This is a genomic window from Streptomyces sp. NPDC001220 (genome assembly GCF_053597895.1).
This window is the reverse complement of sequence record NZ_JBSFJE010000007.1, coordinates 164,291-179,697: the sequence shown is the minus strand read 5'-3', so window position 1 is coordinate 179,697 and position 15,407 is coordinate 164,291. Positions and strand designations below refer to the sequence as shown.

Genomic DNA, 15,407 nt, shown 5'->3' with positions numbered 1-15,407 from the left:
GCTGGAGCCCCCCGCATTGAGGCGCCCCGTATCGAGGCGCCCCGCGCTGGAGCGCCCCCCGCATCGAGGCGCCCCGTATCGAGGCGCCCCGCGCTGGAGCGCCCCCCGTATTGAGGCGCCCCGTATTGAGGCGCCCCGCGCTGGAGCGCCCCCCGCATCGAGGCGCCCCGTAAGGGGCGCGGGGAACTGCGCGACCAGCCCCCACCGCCCCGCGGATCCCCTCCCGCCGAGCGCCCCCTGATATCTCGCCCCTCTACGCCAGTGGATGCGAAGCCAGCAAATCCCCCAACGCCTCCTCATGGACCCCGGCCCCCCCGAGCGCCAGCTCGATCTGCTTCGCCCAGGCGTGGTACCGGTGCAGCACATACTCCGTGTCGGCCCCGAACCCCCCGTGCAGATGCTGCGCGGTCTGCACCACCCGCCGCACCCCCTCCGCCGCCCAGATCTTCGCCACCGCCACATCCCCGGCCGCCGGCAACGCCCCGGCCGCGCCGGAGGCGATCCGCCACGCCGCCTGCCACAGCGTCGCCTCCATGGCCCGCAGGTCGATGTACCGGTCGGCGGCCTGCACGGCGACCGCCTGGAACGTGGCGACGGGATGCCCGAACTGCTCCCGCCTGCCCGTGTACTCGCTGGTCATCCGCAACACCCGCTCACCCAGCCCGAGCGCCAGCGCACACGTCCCGGTCGCCAGCAGCTCCCGCAGCCACTCCCAGGCCCCCTCCGCCGTCACCACGTCCCGCCCCGCGACCCGCGCCGAGTCGAGGCGCAGCTCGCCGAGCCGTTCCCCGCTGGTCGACACCTGCTCGGCGAGCGTGATCCCGTCGCCCGACGGCGCCACCAGCGCCAGCACGCTCCGGTCGCCGTCGGTGTGCGCCGGTACGGCGACGAGATCGGCGTCGTACACCCACGGCACCGCCGTCTGCACCCCGTCCAGCACCCACCCGTCGCCGTCCCGTCGCGCGGTCACCGCCAGCTCGGCCGGGTCGTGCCCGGTGCGGCCGCTCGCGGCCACGGTCAGCACCAGCTCGCCGCGCCCCGCCCGCGCCAGCAGCCGGCCCCGCAGCTCCTCGTCGCCGTACGCCTGCACGGCCGCCATGACGGCGCTGTTCTCCAGCAGCGGCACCCGGGCCAGCACCTTCGCCGACTCCCGCAGCACCAGGCAGAGCGCGATCGCGTCCAGCCCCGCCCCGCCGTACTCCTCGGCCGGCAACAGGCTCAGCAGGTCCGCGCCGGCCAGGGTGTCCCAGAGTTCCCGGTCGAAGTGCTCGGCCACGGCGCCGGTGGTCAGCGCGGGGCTCGGCACCGCGTCCGGCGCCACTTTGGCGAACACGCCGCGCGCCGCCTCGGCCGCCGCCAGCTGCTCCTCGGTGAAGGTGAAGTCCACGGTCCTGTCCTCCCGGCGGGTCCGCTACCTGACGGTCCGTCAAGATAGAACAGGTTCTAGAAGAAGGGAACCAAAAACCCCTGCGATCACCCGCTCCTTCCGACGTAGGCTGTCGGCCGCTGTCCGCCGACGGGGACGGGCACACGAGGGAGGACACATGGCGATCCGAAGCCTGACCCGCATCGAGGCCGAGCGCAGGTCCGCACTGGTCACGGTCGAGCGGTACGACGTGGACATCGACCTGACCGCCCTGCCCGGCGGACCGGAGATCCGGTGCGTCTCCACGGTGGCCTTCAGCTGCGCCGAGCCGGGCGCCGAGACCTTCGTCGACTGCGCGGCCGAGGTCCGTTCCGCCACCCTCAACGGCATCCCCCTCACCCCGGGCGACGACGGCCGGATCCCGCTGCCCGGCCTGGCCGCCCACAACGTGTTGCGCGTCGAGAGCGTCCAGACCGACACCACGACCAGCCCGGGCGCCCACAAGGCCGTCGACCCCGCCGACGGCGAGGTCTACCTCTGGACCAGCTTCGAACCCGACGAGGCCCGCTTCGTCTGGGCCTGCTTCGACCAGCCCGACCTCAAGGCCCCGCACGCCTTCACCGTCACCGCCCCGGCCGCCTGGACCGTCCTCAGCAACTCCGGCGACCCGCGCGTCGAGGAGCAGGGCGCGGCCCGCCGCTGGAGCTTCCCGGACACCCCGCCGCTGTCCGTGTACAACACCGTCGTCAACGCCGGCCCCTTCCACGAGATCCGCCGCGAGGCCGACGGCCACGACCTCGGCATCTTCGCCCGCCGCTCGCTCGCCGAGGTCCTGGAACGCGACGCCGACGAGATCTTCACCCTCACCCGCCAGGGCCTCGCCTTCTTCGCCGAGGCCTTCGCGATGCCGTTCCCGCAGCGCAAGTACGACCAGGTGTTCATGCCCGAGTTCGGCGGCGCGATGGAGAACTACGGCTGCGTGACCTGGTCGGACATGTTCCTGCGGCGGGCCACGCCGACACACGCGGAGCGCGAGCTGCTCGCGGTCGTGCTGCTGCACGAGATGGCGCACATGTGGTTCGGCAACATCGTCACCATGCGCTGGTGGGACGACCTCTGGCTGAACGAGGCCTTCGCCGAGTTCGCCTGCCACTGGGCCGCCGAGGGCGCCACCCGGTACACCGACGTCTGGGCCGGCCACCTCGCCGGCGGCAAGCTCAAGGCCTACCTCTCCGACCAGGGCCCGGTCTCCCACCCGATCCACCAGCCCATCCACGACGTCGCCCAGGCCGCGTCGATCTTCGACAACATCACCTACCCCAAGGGTGCCTCCGTCCTCCAGCAGCTGATGACCTATGTCGGCGAGGACCGGTTCCGCACCGGCATGGCCGCCTACTTCGCCCGCCACGCCTGGGGCACCACCACCCTCCAGGACCTGATCGACGCCCTCGCCGAGGCCGGCGGCCGGGACCTCGCCACCTGGCGGAAGGCCTGGCTGGAGACGGCCGGCACCGACCGCTTCACGCTGGAGCACGACGGCGACACCGTCACCCTGGTCGCCGACGGCACCCCGCGCCCGCAGGTCCTGGCGGTCGGTGCGTACGACCGCGCGGGCGACGCCCTCGAACGCACCGCCGTGGTCCGCGTCGAGGTGACCGAGCCCCGCACCCCGGTCACCGGCCTTCCCGCCATGTCCGACCTCCTCCTGATCAACGACGACGACCTCACCTTCGCCACCAGCCGCCCGGACCCCGCCACCCGGGACACCCTCTTCCGCACGGCGGCCCAGCTGCCCACGGCCATCTCCCGGGGCGTGGCCGCCGCCACCGTCTGGGACATGCTCACGGCCGGCGAGACCACGGCGGCCGAGGCCGGACGGTGCCTCACCGCGGTCCTCGCCGCCGAGACGTCCGACGCCGTGATCGAGCCCCTCCTGACCCTCGTCACCAACATCGCCGAACTCTGGGCCCCGGACGCCGACCGCCCCGCGCTGACGGAGGCGGTCGCCGGGGCCTGCCGGCAGCTCGCCGACGACCCGGGCCGCCGCCAGGTGGCCCTGCGCGGCCTGGCCCGCACCGCGACCGGCGCCGAGGACCTGGCCTGGCTCCGCGACCAGGCCGGCGACGACGTCGACCTGCGCTGGCGCGCGCTTGTCCGCGAGGCCGAACTCGGCGGCGACGTCACCACCGAGACCGCCGCCCTGCTCGAACGCGACCCCGACCCCGACGCCTGGGTCCGCGCCCTCACCGTCCGCGCCGCCGTCCCCGACCCGGCCGCGAAGGCGGAGGTCTGGCAGCGGCTGGCCGTGGACCGCACGGTGCCCGTCCAGTCGGTCGGCGCGGTGGCGGCCGCCTTCTGGCGCCCCGGCCAGGACGCCCTGCTCGCCCCCTACGCCGAGCACTACCTGGCCGCGATCCCCCAGCTGGACCAGGGCGGAATGATCCCGGCGATGGTCTATACCTCCCAGCTCTTCCCGCTGTACGCCATCGACTCCGCATACGTCGACAAGGCCCAGCAGGCGATCCAGGAAGCGGCCCCCGTGGTCCGCAACACCCTCCTGGAACGCTCCGACACCGTCCTGCGTATGCTCCGCGCCCGGACCGTGAACGCCTGACACATCCGCTACGCCTGGTGCCGGGGCAGATCCACAGTTTCGAGGCCGGGGTCCATGGTTTCAACCGCTGTGGAAAACCGCCGGCGCGGCCTGTGGACAACCCGCCCAGCGGGGCTCCGGGGGCCGCCCTTGTCCGCCGTACCACCTGCGGTGACCTGGTCCTGAGGCTTTGGCGAACCGCCGCGACGACGGCCGCCGGGATCCGCCGGAGTGGCGATGGCCACGCTCTTCGGCCGGTCCCCGGGGCTGCGCCCGGCGGCCGGTGCTGAGTACCGTTCCGTGCGAGTGCCGGGCAGCGGCACACCGGACGGCCCCGGACGGGCCGTCCGGACGACATGGGACGACACGGCGGTATCGGGGAACGGGGCGGCATGGACGCGTACGACGGGGACTCGGACGCCCGGCACGGGCCGGAGGGTCCTGGCGAGCCGCGCCCGGATCCGGGACCTGCCCAACCCGTCGCACCTGTCACATCTGTCGCAGCCGTCACATCTGTCGCGCCTGTCGAAGGCGGCGGCCGGGAGCAGCCCCCGTATGCCCCGCCCCGCACCGGTGTCGCCGCTCTCTCCCCCCGTTACCAGGTCGGCGCGGCCCTCGCGCTGGCCCTGGTCGCGGTCGCCGCCTGTGTGCACCTCGGAATGGTGTTCCTGAGCGTCGCGCCGGCGAACACCGTGACGAAGCAGCACGGCAAGGCGATCGAGGAGTGGGTGTACCCGGAGTTCGAACAGAACTGGAAGCTGTTCGCGCCGAACCCGCTCCAGCAGAACATCGCCGTACAGGTACGCGCCGACGTGCGGATGCAGGACGGCACCACGACCACCACCGGCTGGAACGACCTGTCCGCCCAGGACGGCAAGGCCATCGACGGCAGCCTGCTGCCGAGCCACACCGTGCAGAACGAACTGCGACGGGCCTGGGACTTCTTCGTCACCACCCACGGCACCGACAACCGCCCGATCGGCCTGCGCGGCTCCCTGTCCGAGCGGTACCTGCGCCGGATCGTCGTGATGCGGATGTACGCGGGGGACGCGACCAGCGAGAAGGGCACCGTCGAGCGCGTCCAGGTGCGCTCCAGCACCACCAACGTGCCACCGCCGGACTGGAGCGGTGAGAAGGTCTCCGACACCCCGGTCTACCGGGTGCTGCCCTGGTGGACGGTCACGGCGGACGAGGCCGACGGAGGTGTGCGATGAGCCGCCTCGCCCTGTGCCTGTCCCGTGCCATCGCCCGGGTCACCGGGTCGGCGCTCGGCCCGTACCAGACGGCCGTCGTACGCATCGGCTTCGCCGCCACCTGGCTGCTGTTCCTGCTGCGCGAGTACCCGCACCGTCAGGAGCTGTACGGCCCCGACGGCCCCTGGAGCTTCGACCTCGCCCAGCAGCTGACCGCGGACAACCACGCCTTCACGGCGCTGCTGGTCTCCGACGGCCGGGTCTTCTTCGAGGTCTTCTACTTCCTGGCCGTCCTCTGCAGCGCCCTGCTGCTGGTGGGCTGGCGCACCCGTGCCATGTCCCTGCTGTTCATGGTCGGCGTGCTGTCCCTGCAGAACCGCAGCGTCTTCGTGGGCGACGGCGGTGACAACGTGCTGCACCTGATGTCCTTCTACCTGGTGTTCACCCGCTGCGGCCAGGTGTGGTCGCTGGACGCGCGCCGGGCGGCACGCGCGCGTAACGCCCGGCAGCCGGTCACCGACCGGGTCGGACCGGCGCTGTGGGCGGTGTCCGGTGTCCTGCTGGTCGTGGCGGCCCTCACCGGCCGTACCGGCGGCGGCTGGCTGGTGCCCGCCCTCATGTGGGCGACCTGGGTGGGTGCCGCCCTGTGGTGGGCGGCGGGCCGCTGGGCGCGCACCCCCGAGCCCCGGATCCTGCTGGACGTCATCGCCGACATCCTGCACAACGGCGCCCTGTTCGTGATCATGGCGGAGGCCTGCCTGATCTACGCGACCGCCGGCTGGTACAAGATCCAGGGCTCCCGCTGGCAGGACGGCACCGCCGTCTACTACCCGCTCCACCTGGACTACTTCTCGCCCTGGCCGGCCCTCGCCGACCTGCTGTCCGCCAACGGCACACTGGTGATGCTGGTGACCTACGGGACGGTCATCGTCCAGGTCGCCTTCCCGTTCACGCTGTTCAACCGCCGGGTCAAGAACGTACTGCTGGCCGCGATGATGACCGAGCACGCGGTGATCGCGGTCGTCCTGGGCCTGCCCTTCTTCTCGCTCGCCATGATCGCCGCGGACTCGGTCTTCCTGCCGACGGCCTTCCTGCTCTGGCTGGGCGGCCGAGCGGCACGCGCGCGTGACCGCGTCTTCCGGCGCGACGCCCCCGCACTGCCTCCGGCTCGCTCCCCGGAGGCCGACGAACAGTCCCGCGTAGGCTTCGGGGCATGACCGACCCCCTGAACCACTGGGCGCGGCTGGCGGACTCGGCCGTCCTCCTCGACGGCTTCCACGCCCTCAAGCACGCCCTGCGCTTCGGCGCGCGGGTACCGGTGGCGGTCACCACGGACCGGGCCGCGGCACTGGCCCTGGCGGACGAGCTGGCGCCGGACGTACGGGAGGCGCTGGCCGCCCTGCTGACGGAGGTGCCCTCCCAGACGTACGCGTCCCTGGTCTCCCGCCCGCATCCCACGGCCGTGGCCGCGCTGGCGGTACGACCGTCCCGTGAGGCCAACCTGCGTGAGCTGGCCCGCGACCCGCGCCCCGCCCCCGTCGTGGTTCTCGACGAGCCCCGCAACCTCGGCAACGCGGGCGCGGTGATCCGCCTGGCGGCGGGCTTCGGCGTGACGGGAGTGATCACGACCGGCACGCTCGACCCCTGGCACCCGACGGTCGTACGAGGCGGCGCGGGCCTCCACTTCGCGACGGCGGTCGAGCGACTGACCGTGCCGGAGCTGCCGCCGGGCCCGGTGTACGCACTGGACCCGGAAGGCGAGGACATCCGGGACACAAAGCTCCCGGACCACGCGATCCTCGCCTTCGGATCGGAACGAACGGGCCTGTCGACGGACCTGCGCGCGCGTGCCGATCACCTGCTGCGTCTGCCGATGCGCCCGCAGGTGAGCAGCTACAACCTGGCGACCAGCGTGGCGATGACCTTGTACCACTGGAGTGCCTTGTAGCGGGCCTCGGCCGCGACGCCCCTGAAGGGGGCCGCGGGGAACTGCGCGACCAGCCACAACGGACCCGCGGTTCCCAACGGCGATCAGCCACCCCGAACGGCTACGCCTCCCGGCGCACCTCGATCACCCGGAACCGGTTCGCCACGAACGCCCCGTCGCACAGCGCGGCGTTCGCCGCGGGGTTGCCGCCGGATCCGTGGAAGTCGGAGAACGCGGCCGTCTGGTTGACGTACACCCCGCCGACCAGGTTCAGCGACAGCTGGGCCGCCTCCTCCAGGCAGACCTCCTCCACGGCGTGCTCCACGTCCGGGTCGACGGTGTACGCGCCGACCGTCATCGCGCCCTTCTCCCGGACCGTGCGCCGCAGCAGCTCGACCGCGTCGGCGGCCGAGTCGACGGCGACCGCGAAGGACACCGGGCCGAAGCACTCGCTCATGTACGCGGCTTCGTCGTCGGCCCCCTCCCAGTACTTCCGCGCACCGTCCAGCTTCACGATCACCGGCGTACGGACGACCGCGTCCGGGAACTCCGGGTTGGCGATCTCCCGGGAGGCGAGGGCGACCTCGCCGAGCCCGGCGGCGGCCTCCAGGCGGGCCTTGACGTCGGGGTTGACGATCGCGCCGAGCAGCGCGTTCGCGCGGGCGTCGTCGCCGAGCAGACCGTCGACCGCGCGGGCGAGGTCGGCGACCACCTCGTCGTAGGTCTTGGGGCCTTCGTCGGTGCGGATGCCGTCGCGGGGGATCAGCAGGTTCTGCGGGGTGGTGCACATCTGGCCGCTGTACAGGGAGAGCGAGAACGCCAGGTTGGAGAGCATCCCCTTGTAGTTGTCGGTCGACTCGACCAGGACCGTGTTGACACCGGCCTTCTCGGTGTACACCTGCGCCTGCCGGGCGTTGGCCTCCAGCCAGTCGCCGAAGGCGGTCGAGCCCGTGTAGTCGATGATCTTGATCTCCGGGCGGGTGGCGAGCGTCTTCGCGATGCCCTCGCCGGGGCGCTCCGCCGTCAGTGCCACCAGGTTCGGGTCGAAGCCGGCTTCGGCGAGCACCTGCCGGGCGACCTGCACGGTGAGGGCGAGCGGCAGCACCGCGCGCGGGTGCGGCTTCACCAGTACCGCGTTGCCCGTGGCGAGGGAGGCGAACAGGCCCGGGTAGCCGTTCCACGTCGGGAACGTGTTGCAGCCGACGACCAGTGCGATCCCGCGCGGGACCGGCTTGAACGCCTTCGTCAGCGCGAGCGGGTCACGCTTGCCCTGCGGCTTGGACCACTCGGCCGTGTCGGGGGTGCGGATCTGCTCCACGTACGCGTAGGCCACCGCCTCCAGGCCGCGGTCCTGGGCGTGCGGCCCGCCCGCCTGGAACGCCATCATGAACGCCTGGCCGCTGGTGTGCATGACCGCGTGCGCGAACTCGTGCGTCCGGTCGCTGATCCGCTTGAGGATCTCCAGACACACCACCGCGCGCGCCTCCGCGCCGGCGTCGCGCCACGCGCGCTGGCCGGACTTCATGGCGGACAGCAGTGTGTCGACGTCGGCGTGCGGGTAGGTCACGCCCAGCTCGATGCCGTACGGGGAGACCTCGTCGCCCAGCCAGTCGTCGGTGCCGGGCTGTCCGAGGTCGACACGGCTGCCGAGAAGGGCGTCGAAGGCCGCTTTGCCGGCCGCCGCGTCCAGGCTGCCGTGCTCGCCGTAGGCCTTGGGGTGCTCGGGGTGGGGGGACCAGTACGCGCGCGTGCGGATCGCCTCCAGCGCCTGGTCAAGCGTGGGCCGGTGCTTGGCGATCAGCTCGTGCACGGTGAGTTCGGCGGTCATGCGGGACCAACTCCTCTGATGAGCTCCCCTTCGAGCTCATGACCTGGGCGGAAACGGCCGGACAGAGTTAGAGTAACCGAACGATCGGTCGGGACAAGGGGGCCTGCCGCATCTGTGGAAAACCCCGTGCGGGAGGATCGCGCACATGACAGCACTCGACCTCAGCAGCCCCGTGGGGGTCGCCGGCGCCGGCACCATGGGCCAGGGCATCGCCCAGGTCGCACTCGTCGCGGGCCATCGCGTACGGCTGTACGACGCCGTCCCCGGACGGGCCGGGGACGCCGCCGCGGCGATCGGCGCCCGTCTCGGCCGGCTGGTCGGGAAGAACCGGATGACGGCCGCCGACCGGGACGCGGCCCGCGCCCGGCTGCTGCCCGCCGAGGACCTCACCGAGTTCGCGGACTGCACCCTGGTCGTGGAGGCCGTCCAGGAGCGGCTCGAGGCCAAGCAGGAGCTGTTCCGGGCCCTGGAGGACATCGTCGACGACGACTGTCTGCTGGCCACCAACACCTCCTCCCTGTCGGTGACCGCCATCGGCGGCGCCCTGCGCAGCGCCGCCCGCCTGGTGGGCCTGCACTTCTTCAACCCGGCCCCGCTGCTGCCGCTGGTCGAGGTCGTCTCCGGGTTCGCCACCGACGTCACGTCGGCCACGCGCGCGTACGAGACGGCCCGCACCTGGGGCAAGACGCCGGTCGCCTGCGCGGACACCCCCGGATTCATCGTCAACCGCATCGCGCGGCCCTTCTACGCCGAGGCGTTCGCGGTCTACGAGGCGCAGGCCGCCGACCCCGCCACCATCGACGCGGTGCTGCGCGAGAGCGGCGGCTTCCGGATGGGCGCCTTCGAACTGACCGACCTGATCGGCCAGGACGTCAACGAGTCCGTCACGCACTCCGTGTGGCATGCCTTCTTCCAGGACGTCCGCTTCACGCCCTCGCTGGCCCAGCGCCGGCTCGTCGAGTCCGGCCACCTCGGCCGCAAGACCGGGCACGGCTGGTACGACTACGCGGACGACGCCGAGCGCCCCGAGCCGCACACCGCCGAACCGGCCGACCGGCCCGCCTACGTCGTCGCCGAGGGCACCCTGGGCCCGGCGGCCGAACTGCTCGCGATGATCCGCGAGGCGGGCATCCAGGTCCGGGAGGAGGACGAGGACCACGGCACCCGCCTGGTGCTGCCCAGCGGCGGCCAGCTGGTCCTCGCCGACGGCCAGACCTCGGTGGAGTTCCGGGACGTCGTCTACTTCGACCTCGCCCTCGACTACCGCCGGGCCACCCGCATCGCCCTGTCCGCGGGACACGACACCCATCCCCAGACGCTCGGCGAGGCCGTCGGTCTCTTCCAGGCGCTGGGCAAGCAGGTCAGCGTCATCGGTGACGTCCCCGGCATGATCGTCGCCCGTACCGTCGCCCGGATCGTCGACCTCGCGCACGACGCCGTCGCCAAGGGCGTCGCCACCGAGGAGGACATCGACACCGCGATGCGCCTGGGCGTCAACTACCCGCTCGGCCCCTTCGAGTGGAGCCGCCGCCTCGGCCGTGACTTCGCCTACGACCTCCTCGACGACCTGCACCTGCGCGACCCGAGCGGCCGCTACGCGCCCTCCCTCGCGCTCTACCGCCACGCGTACGCCACCGAGAAGCGGGAGGGCGCCTCATGACCACCGCCAAGCGCGACACCTACACCCCCGAGACCCTGCTCTCGGTGGCCGTCCAGGTCTTCAACGAGCGCGGCTACGACGGCACCTCCATGGAGCACCTCTCCAAGGCGGCCGGCATCTCCAAGTCGTCGATCTACCACCATGTCTCCGGCAAGGAGGAACTGCTGCGCCGGGCCGTCAGCCGCGCCCTGGACGGCCTGTTCGGGATCCTCGACGAGGAGCCCGCGCGCGTGGGGGGCGCCGCCGACCGCCTGGAGCACGTCGTGCGGCGCATGGTCGAGGTGCTGATCACCGAACTGCCTTACGTCACGCTGCTGCTGCGGGTGCGCGGCAACACCGGCACCGAGCGGTGGGCGCTGGAGCGGCGCCGGGACTTCGACCACCGGGTGGCCGACCTGCTGAAGGCGGCCGCCGCCGACGGGGACGTACGCGGTGACATCGAGGTGCGCCTCGCCACCCGGCTGGTCTTCGGCATGGTCAACTCGATCGTGGAGTGGTACCGCCCGGACGGGCGCGGCGCGACCGAGCGCGAGGTCTCCGACGCGGTGGCGCGCCTGGTGTTCTCGGGGCTCCGCGCGGACTGACCCGGGCCGTCCGGCGTCAGCCGCCCGGTCCCAGGTCCTCCTCCTCGAACACCAGCAGGGTGCGGGTGCTGAGCACCTCCGGGATCGCCTGGAGCCGGGTCAGCACCAGCTCGCGCAGCGCCCTGTTGTCGGGCGTGTGCACCAGGAGCAGGACGTCGAAGTCGCCGCCCACCAGGGCGATGTGGTCGGCGCCCGGCAGCAGCCGCAACTCCTCGCGCACCGTGCGCCAGCTGTTCTGGACGATCTTCAGGGTGATGTAGGCGGAGGTGCCGTGCCCGGCCCGCTCGTGGTCCACCCGGGCGCCGAAACCGCGTATCACGCCGTCCTCGATCAGACGGTTGATACGCGCGTAGGCGTTGGCGCGCGAGACATGGACCCGTTCGGCGACCGACCGTATCGAGGCCCGGCCGTCCGCCTGGAGGATCTGCAGGATGTCCTGATCAATGGCGTCCAGCGGGCGCGCGGGCGGCAGTGCGGCGCGGTCCTGCGGGCCCTCGGCCATTTGTTCAGGTGGCATGTCCCCCCGCCTTCCTCGCATGGACGTACTGCGTTCATTGCAGGCTGTGGAGAACCGTTTGTCCACAGCCTGGAGCCGCCTGTAGCCAAAATGTGCTGACGACCGAACAATCGGTAGGTGGGACGGGTCACAGCCGATCCGTCTCCCGTAGCCACCCCCACGAGGAGGTGCCGTCATGACGGTCCTGGAGCAGCGAGGCGCATACCGCCCGTCGCCGCCGCCCGCCTGGCAACCCCGGACGGACCCCGCGCCCCTGCTGCCCGACGAGCGGCCCTACCGCGTCCTCGGGACCGAGGCGGCCGCCAAGGCCGACCCGGAGCTGCTGCGCCGGCTCTACACCCGGCTGGTGCACGGCCGCCGGTACAACACACAGGCCACCGCCCTCACCAAACAGGGCCGCCTCGCCGTCTACCCGTCCAGCACCGGCCAGGAGGCCTGCGAGATCGCCGCCGCGCTGGCCCTGGAGGAGCGCGACTGGCTCTTCCCCAGCTACCGCGACACCCTCGCGGTCGTCGCCCGCGGCGTGGACCCCGTGGAGGCGCTCACCCTGCTGCGCGGCGACTGGCACACCGGCTACGACCCCTACGCCCACCGCGTGGCGCCCCTCTCCACCCCGCTCGCCACCCAGCTCCCGCACGCTGTCGGCCTCGCCCACGCGGCCCGCCTCAAGGGCGACGACGTGGTCGCGCTCGCCATGGTCGGCGACGGCGGCACCAGCGAGGGCGACTTCCACGAGGCACTGAACTTCGCCGCCGTCTGGCAGGCCCCGGTCGTCTTCCTGGTCCAGAACAACGGCTTCGCCATCTCCGTCCCGCTCGCCAAGCAGACCGCCGCCCCCTCCCTGGCCCACAAGGCCGTCGGGTACGGCATGCCGGGCCGCCTGGTCGACGGCAACGACGCGGCCGCCGTGCACCAGGTCCTCTCCGACGCCGTGCGGCACGCGCGCGAGGGCGGCGGCCCCACCCTGGTCGAGGCGGTGACCTACCGCATCGACGCCCACACCAACGCCGACGACGCCACCCGCTACCGGGGCGACGCCGAGGTGGACGCCTGGCGCGACCACGACCCGATCCTACTCCTGGAGCGCGAGCTGACCGACCGCGGGCTGTTCGACGAGGACTTCGCACGGCACGCGCGCGAGGACGCCGAGACCATGGCCGCCGACCTGCGTGAGCGGATGAACCGCGACCCGGAGTTCGACCCCATGAGCCTCTTCGACCAGGTGTACGCCGAGACCACCAGCCAGCTGCGCGAGCAGCGCGCCATGCTGCGGGCCGAGCTGGAGGCCGAGCAGGCCGACCAGGAAGGCGGCCACCGATGACGACCGTCGCCGTCAAGCCCGCCACCATGGCGCAGGCCCTCACGCGCGCGCTGCGCGACGCGATGGCCGCCGATCCCGCCGTGCACGTCATGGGCGAGGACGTCGGAGCCCTCGGCGGGGTCTTCCGGGTCACCGACGGCCTCGCCAAGGAGTTCGGCGAGGACCGCTGCACCGACACCCCGCTCGCCGAGGCCGGCATCCTCGGCACCGCCGTCGGCATGGCCATGTACGGGCTGCGCCCGGTGGTGGAGATGCAGTTCGACGCCTTCGCCTACCCCGGGTTCGAGCAGCTGATCAGCCATGTTGCCCGGATGCGCAACCGCACCCGGGGCCGGATGCCGCTCCCGATCACCATCCGCATCCCCTACGGCGGCGGTATCGGCGGCGTCGAGCACCACAGCGACTCCTCCGAGGCCTACTACATGGCCACCCCGGGCCTGCACGTCGTCACCCCGGCCACGGTCGCCGACGCCTACGGCCTGCTGCGCGCCGCCATCGCCTCCGACGACCCGGTCGTCTTCCTCGAACCCAAGCGCCTGTACTGGTCCAAGGACACCTGGAACCCCGAGCACCCGACGGACGTTGAACCCATCGGCCGCGCGGTGGTGCGCCGCACAGGGCGCAGCGCCACGCTCATCACGTACGGCCCGTCCGTACCGGTCTGCCTCGAAGCCGCCGAGGCCGCCCAGGCGGAGGGCTGGGACCTCGAAGTCGTCGATCTGCGCTCCCTGGTGCCGTTCGACGACGAGACGGTCTGCGCCTCGGTACGGCGCACCGGGCGAGCGGTCGTCGTACACGAGTCGGGCGGGTTCGGCGGACCGGGAGGGGAGATCGCGGCCCGGGTCACGGAGCGCTGCTTCCACCACCTGGAGGCGCCGGTGCTGCGCGTGGCCGGGTTCGACATCCCCTACCCGCCGCCGATGCTGGAGCGCCACCACCTGCCCGGCGTCGACCGCATCCTGGACGCGGTGGCGCGTCTGCAGTGGGAGGCCGAGGGCTGATGGCACAGGTGCTGGAGTTCAAACTGCCCGACCTCGGGGAGGGGCTGACCGAGGCGGTGATCGTCACCTGGCTGGTCCAGGTCGGCGAGGTCGTCGCGATCGACCAGCCGGTCGTCGAGGTCGAGACGGCCAAGGCGATGGTCGAGGTCCCCTGCCCCTACGGCGGTGTGGTCACCGCCCGCTTCGGCGAGGAGGGCGCCGAACTGCCCGTCGGCGCCCCGCTGCTGACGGTCGCCGTCGGCGAGGCCACCCCGGTCCCCGAACCGGAGGGCTCCGGCAACGTCCTGGTGGGCTACGGCACCGGCGCGCCCCCGGCGCGCCGCCGCCGGGCCCGCCCCACCGCCCCGGACCGCGCCAACGGCACGGCTGGGAAGGCGGCCGCCGTCGAAACGGCGGCCCACCCGCACGTGCCCGCCCCGCCCCCGCTCCCCGAGGGCCCGGTCCCGGTGATCTCCCCGCTGGTCCGCAGGCTCGCCCGGGACAACGGCCTGGACCTGCGCCGGCTCTCCGGCTCGGGTCCCGACGGCCTGATCCTGCGCGCCGACGTCGAGGACGCGCTGCGGGTCAGCGCGGCCCGCGCCGCCACCAGGACGGCCGACCCGCTGGCCGCCCCGGTCGGCTCGCCGACCGCTTCGGCAGGCAGCCCGGTGAACGACCGGACGGGCATCCGTACGCCTCTCAAGGGCATCCGGGGCGCGGTCGCCGACAAGCTCTCCCGCAGCCGCCGGGAGATCCCCGACGCGACCTGCTGGGTGGACGCCGACGCGACCGAACTGATGCGTGCCCGGACCGCGATGAACGCGGCGGCCGGCCCGAAGATCTCCCTGCTCGCGCTGCTCGCCCGGATCAGTACGGCCGCCCTGGCCCGCTACCCCGAGCTGAACTCCTACGTCGACGTCGAGGCCCGCGAGATCGTCCAACTCGACCAAGTCCATCTGGGCTTCGCCGCCCAGACCGACCGGGGCCTGATGGTCCCCGTCGTCCGGGACGCCCACACCCGCGACGCCGAGGCCCTGACGGCGGAGTTCGCCCGGCTGACCGAGGCGGCCCACACCGGAAAGCTCACCCCCGGCGAACTCACCGGCGGCACCTTCACGTTGAACAACTACGGCGTCTTCGGTGTCGACGGCTCCACACCGATCATCAACCACCCCGAGGCGGCGATGCTGGGCGTGGGCCGCATCGTCCCGAAGCCGTGGGTGCACGAGGGCGAGCTGGCGGTCCGGCAGGTCGTCCAGCTGTCCCTCACCTTCGACCACCGGGTCTGCGACGGCGGCACGGCGGGCGGCTTCCTGCGGTACGTGGCGGACTGCGTGGAGCAGCCGGCGGTTCTCCTGAGGACGCTCTAGCCGGGGAGCGCCGGAGCTCCTGCAGGGGCGCATCCCGCGACCACTCCCTGCGGAGCGCACTCAGTCCC

General features: G+C 72.7%; 12 protein-coding genes. 9 read left to right on the top strand and 3 right to left on the bottom strand.

Features of this window, described 5'->3' with window-relative positions; translation table 11 throughout:
• Positions 1-253: 253 nt before the first annotated feature.
• The gene (locus ACWDGI_RS18745; protein WP_450760341.1) at positions 254-1,387 is read right to left on the bottom strand and encodes an acyl-CoA dehydrogenase family protein; all 1,134 of its coding nucleotides are present in this window, start codon (positions 1,385-1,387) and stop codon (positions 254-256) included.
• Between the two features lie 157 nt (positions 1,388-1,544).
• Here ACWDGI_RS18745 and pepN point away from each other — a divergent pair, with 157 nt between their 5' ends.
• The 4 genes from pepN to ACWDGI_RS18725 all read left to right on the top strand — a co-directional run bounded on the left by pepN (position 1,545) and on the right by ACWDGI_RS18725 (position 7,100).
• Positions 1,545-3,980 carry an aminopeptidase N gene (gene pepN / locus ACWDGI_RS18740; protein WP_450760339.1) on the top strand — a complete coding sequence of 812 codons (2,436 nt, stop codon included), beginning with the start codon at positions 1,545-1,547 and terminating at the stop codon, positions 3,978-3,980.
• 371 nt (positions 3,981-4,351) lie between these two features.
• The gene (locus ACWDGI_RS18735) at positions 4,352-5,173 is read left to right on the top strand and encodes a DUF5819 family protein (protein WP_450760337.1); all 822 of its coding nucleotides are present in this window, start codon (positions 4,352-4,354) and stop codon (positions 5,171-5,173) included.
• The gene (locus ACWDGI_RS18730) at positions 5,170-6,369 is read left to right on the top strand and encodes an HTTM domain-containing protein (RefSeq protein WP_450760335.1); all 1,200 of its coding nucleotides are present in this window, start codon (positions 5,170-5,172) and stop codon (positions 6,367-6,369) included. Before ACWDGI_RS18735 ends, ACWDGI_RS18730 begins: the two co-directional genes overlap by 4 nt.
• Positions 6,366-7,100: a TrmH family RNA methyltransferase gene (locus tag ACWDGI_RS18725; RefSeq protein ID WP_450760333.1), complete on the top strand. Its 735-nt coding sequence runs from the start codon at positions 6,366-6,368 to the stop codon at positions 7,098-7,100. The genes ACWDGI_RS18730 and ACWDGI_RS18725 overlap by 4 nt, the downstream gene beginning before the upstream one ends.
• A gap of 100 nt (positions 7,101-7,200) precedes the next feature.
• Here ACWDGI_RS18725 and paaN read toward each other — a convergent pair whose 3' ends face one another.
• Positions 7,201-8,907 (bottom strand): phenylacetic acid degradation protein PaaN, encoded by a 1,707-nt coding sequence (gene paaN, locus ACWDGI_RS18720; RefSeq protein ID WP_450760331.1) that lies wholly within the window; start codon positions 8,905-8,907, stop codon positions 7,201-7,203.
• Between the two features lie 145 nt (positions 8,908-9,052).
• On the opposite strand from paaN, the gene ACWDGI_RS18715 reads away from it, so the two are divergent.
• Together ACWDGI_RS18715 and ACWDGI_RS18710 are read left to right on the top strand one after the other, a co-directional pair.
• Complete coding sequence (locus ACWDGI_RS18715) at positions 9,053-10,567, top strand: 3-hydroxyacyl-CoA dehydrogenase (RefSeq protein ID WP_450760329.1); 1,515 nt, start codon at positions 9,053-9,055, stop codon at positions 10,565-10,567.
• Positions 10,564-11,151, top strand: coding sequence for a TetR/AcrR family transcriptional regulator (locus tag ACWDGI_RS18710; RefSeq protein WP_450760327.1), 588 nt, complete (start codon positions 10,564-10,566; stop codon positions 11,149-11,151). Before ACWDGI_RS18715 ends, ACWDGI_RS18710 begins: the two co-directional genes overlap by 4 nt.
• Before the next feature lie 16 nt (positions 11,152-11,167).
• Here the strand turns inward: ACWDGI_RS18710 and ACWDGI_RS18705 are convergent, their stop codons facing one another.
• A complete protein-coding gene (locus ACWDGI_RS18705) occupies positions 11,168-11,668 on the bottom strand; it encodes an Lrp/AsnC family transcriptional regulator (RefSeq protein ID WP_450760325.1) in 501 nt (166 codons plus the stop codon).
• Between the two features lie 175 nt (positions 11,669-11,843).
• Here ACWDGI_RS18705 and pdhA point away from each other — a divergent pair, with 175 nt between their 5' ends.
• Genes pdhA through ACWDGI_RS18690 form a run of 3 tightly spaced genes read left to right on the top strand, consistent with a single transcriptional unit; the run spans position 11,844 to position 15,339 of the window.
• A complete protein-coding gene (pdhA, locus tag ACWDGI_RS18700; RefSeq protein WP_450760323.1) occupies positions 11,844-12,989 on the top strand; it encodes a pyruvate dehydrogenase (acetyl-transferring) E1 component subunit alpha in 1,146 nt (381 codons plus the stop codon).
• On the top strand, positions 12,986-13,990 hold the full coding sequence (locus ACWDGI_RS18695; protein ID WP_450760321.1) for an alpha-ketoacid dehydrogenase subunit beta: 1,005 nt from the start codon (positions 12,986-12,988) through the stop codon (positions 13,988-13,990). The genes pdhA and ACWDGI_RS18695 overlap by 4 nt, the downstream gene beginning before the upstream one ends.
• The gene (locus tag ACWDGI_RS18690; RefSeq protein ID WP_450760319.1) at positions 13,990-15,339 is read left to right on the top strand and encodes a dihydrolipoamide acetyltransferase family protein; all 1,350 of its coding nucleotides are present in this window, start codon (positions 13,990-13,992) and stop codon (positions 15,337-15,339) included. Before ACWDGI_RS18695 ends, ACWDGI_RS18690 begins: the two co-directional genes overlap by 1 nt.
• Positions 15,340-15,407 lie beyond the last annotated feature (68 nt).

What these genes read in the sequence shown, in the direction of transcription:
- pepN (WP_450760339.1), top strand. Translation starts at nt 1,545, where the DNA reads ATGGCGATCCGAAGCCTGACCCGCATCGAGGCCGAGCGCAGGTCCGCA.
- ACWDGI_RS18735 (WP_450760337.1), top strand. Translation starts at nt 4,352, where the DNA reads ATGGACGCGTACGACGGGGACTCGGACGCCCGGCACGGGCCGGAGGGT.
- ACWDGI_RS18730 (WP_450760335.1), top strand. Translation starts at nt 5,170, where the DNA reads ATGAGCCGCCTCGCCCTGTGCCTGTCCCGTGCCATCGCCCGGGTCACC.
- ACWDGI_RS18725 (WP_450760333.1), top strand. Translation starts at nt 6,366, where the DNA reads ATGACCGACCCCCTGAACCACTGGGCGCGGCTGGCGGACTCGGCCGTC.
- paaN (WP_450760331.1), bottom strand. Translation starts at nt 8,907, where the DNA reads ATGACCGCCGAACTCACCGTGCACGAGCTGATCGCCAAGCACCGGCCC.
- ACWDGI_RS18715 (WP_450760329.1), top strand. Translation starts at nt 9,053, where the DNA reads ATGACAGCACTCGACCTCAGCAGCCCCGTGGGGGTCGCCGGCGCCGGC.
- ACWDGI_RS18710 (WP_450760327.1), top strand. Translation starts at nt 10,564, where the DNA reads ATGACCACCGCCAAGCGCGACACCTACACCCCCGAGACCCTGCTCTCG.
- ACWDGI_RS18705 (WP_450760325.1), bottom strand. Translation starts at nt 11,668, where the DNA reads ATGCCACCTGAACAAATGGCCGAGGGCCCGCAGGACCGCGCCGCACTG.
- pdhA (WP_450760323.1), top strand. Translation starts at nt 11,844, where the DNA reads ATGACGGTCCTGGAGCAGCGAGGCGCATACCGCCCGTCGCCGCCGCCC.
- ACWDGI_RS18695 (WP_450760321.1), top strand. Translation starts at nt 12,986, where the DNA reads ATGACGACCGTCGCCGTCAAGCCCGCCACCATGGCGCAGGCCCTCACG.
- ACWDGI_RS18690 (WP_450760319.1), top strand. Translation starts at nt 13,990, where the DNA reads ATGGCACAGGTGCTGGAGTTCAAACTGCCCGACCTCGGGGAGGGGCTG.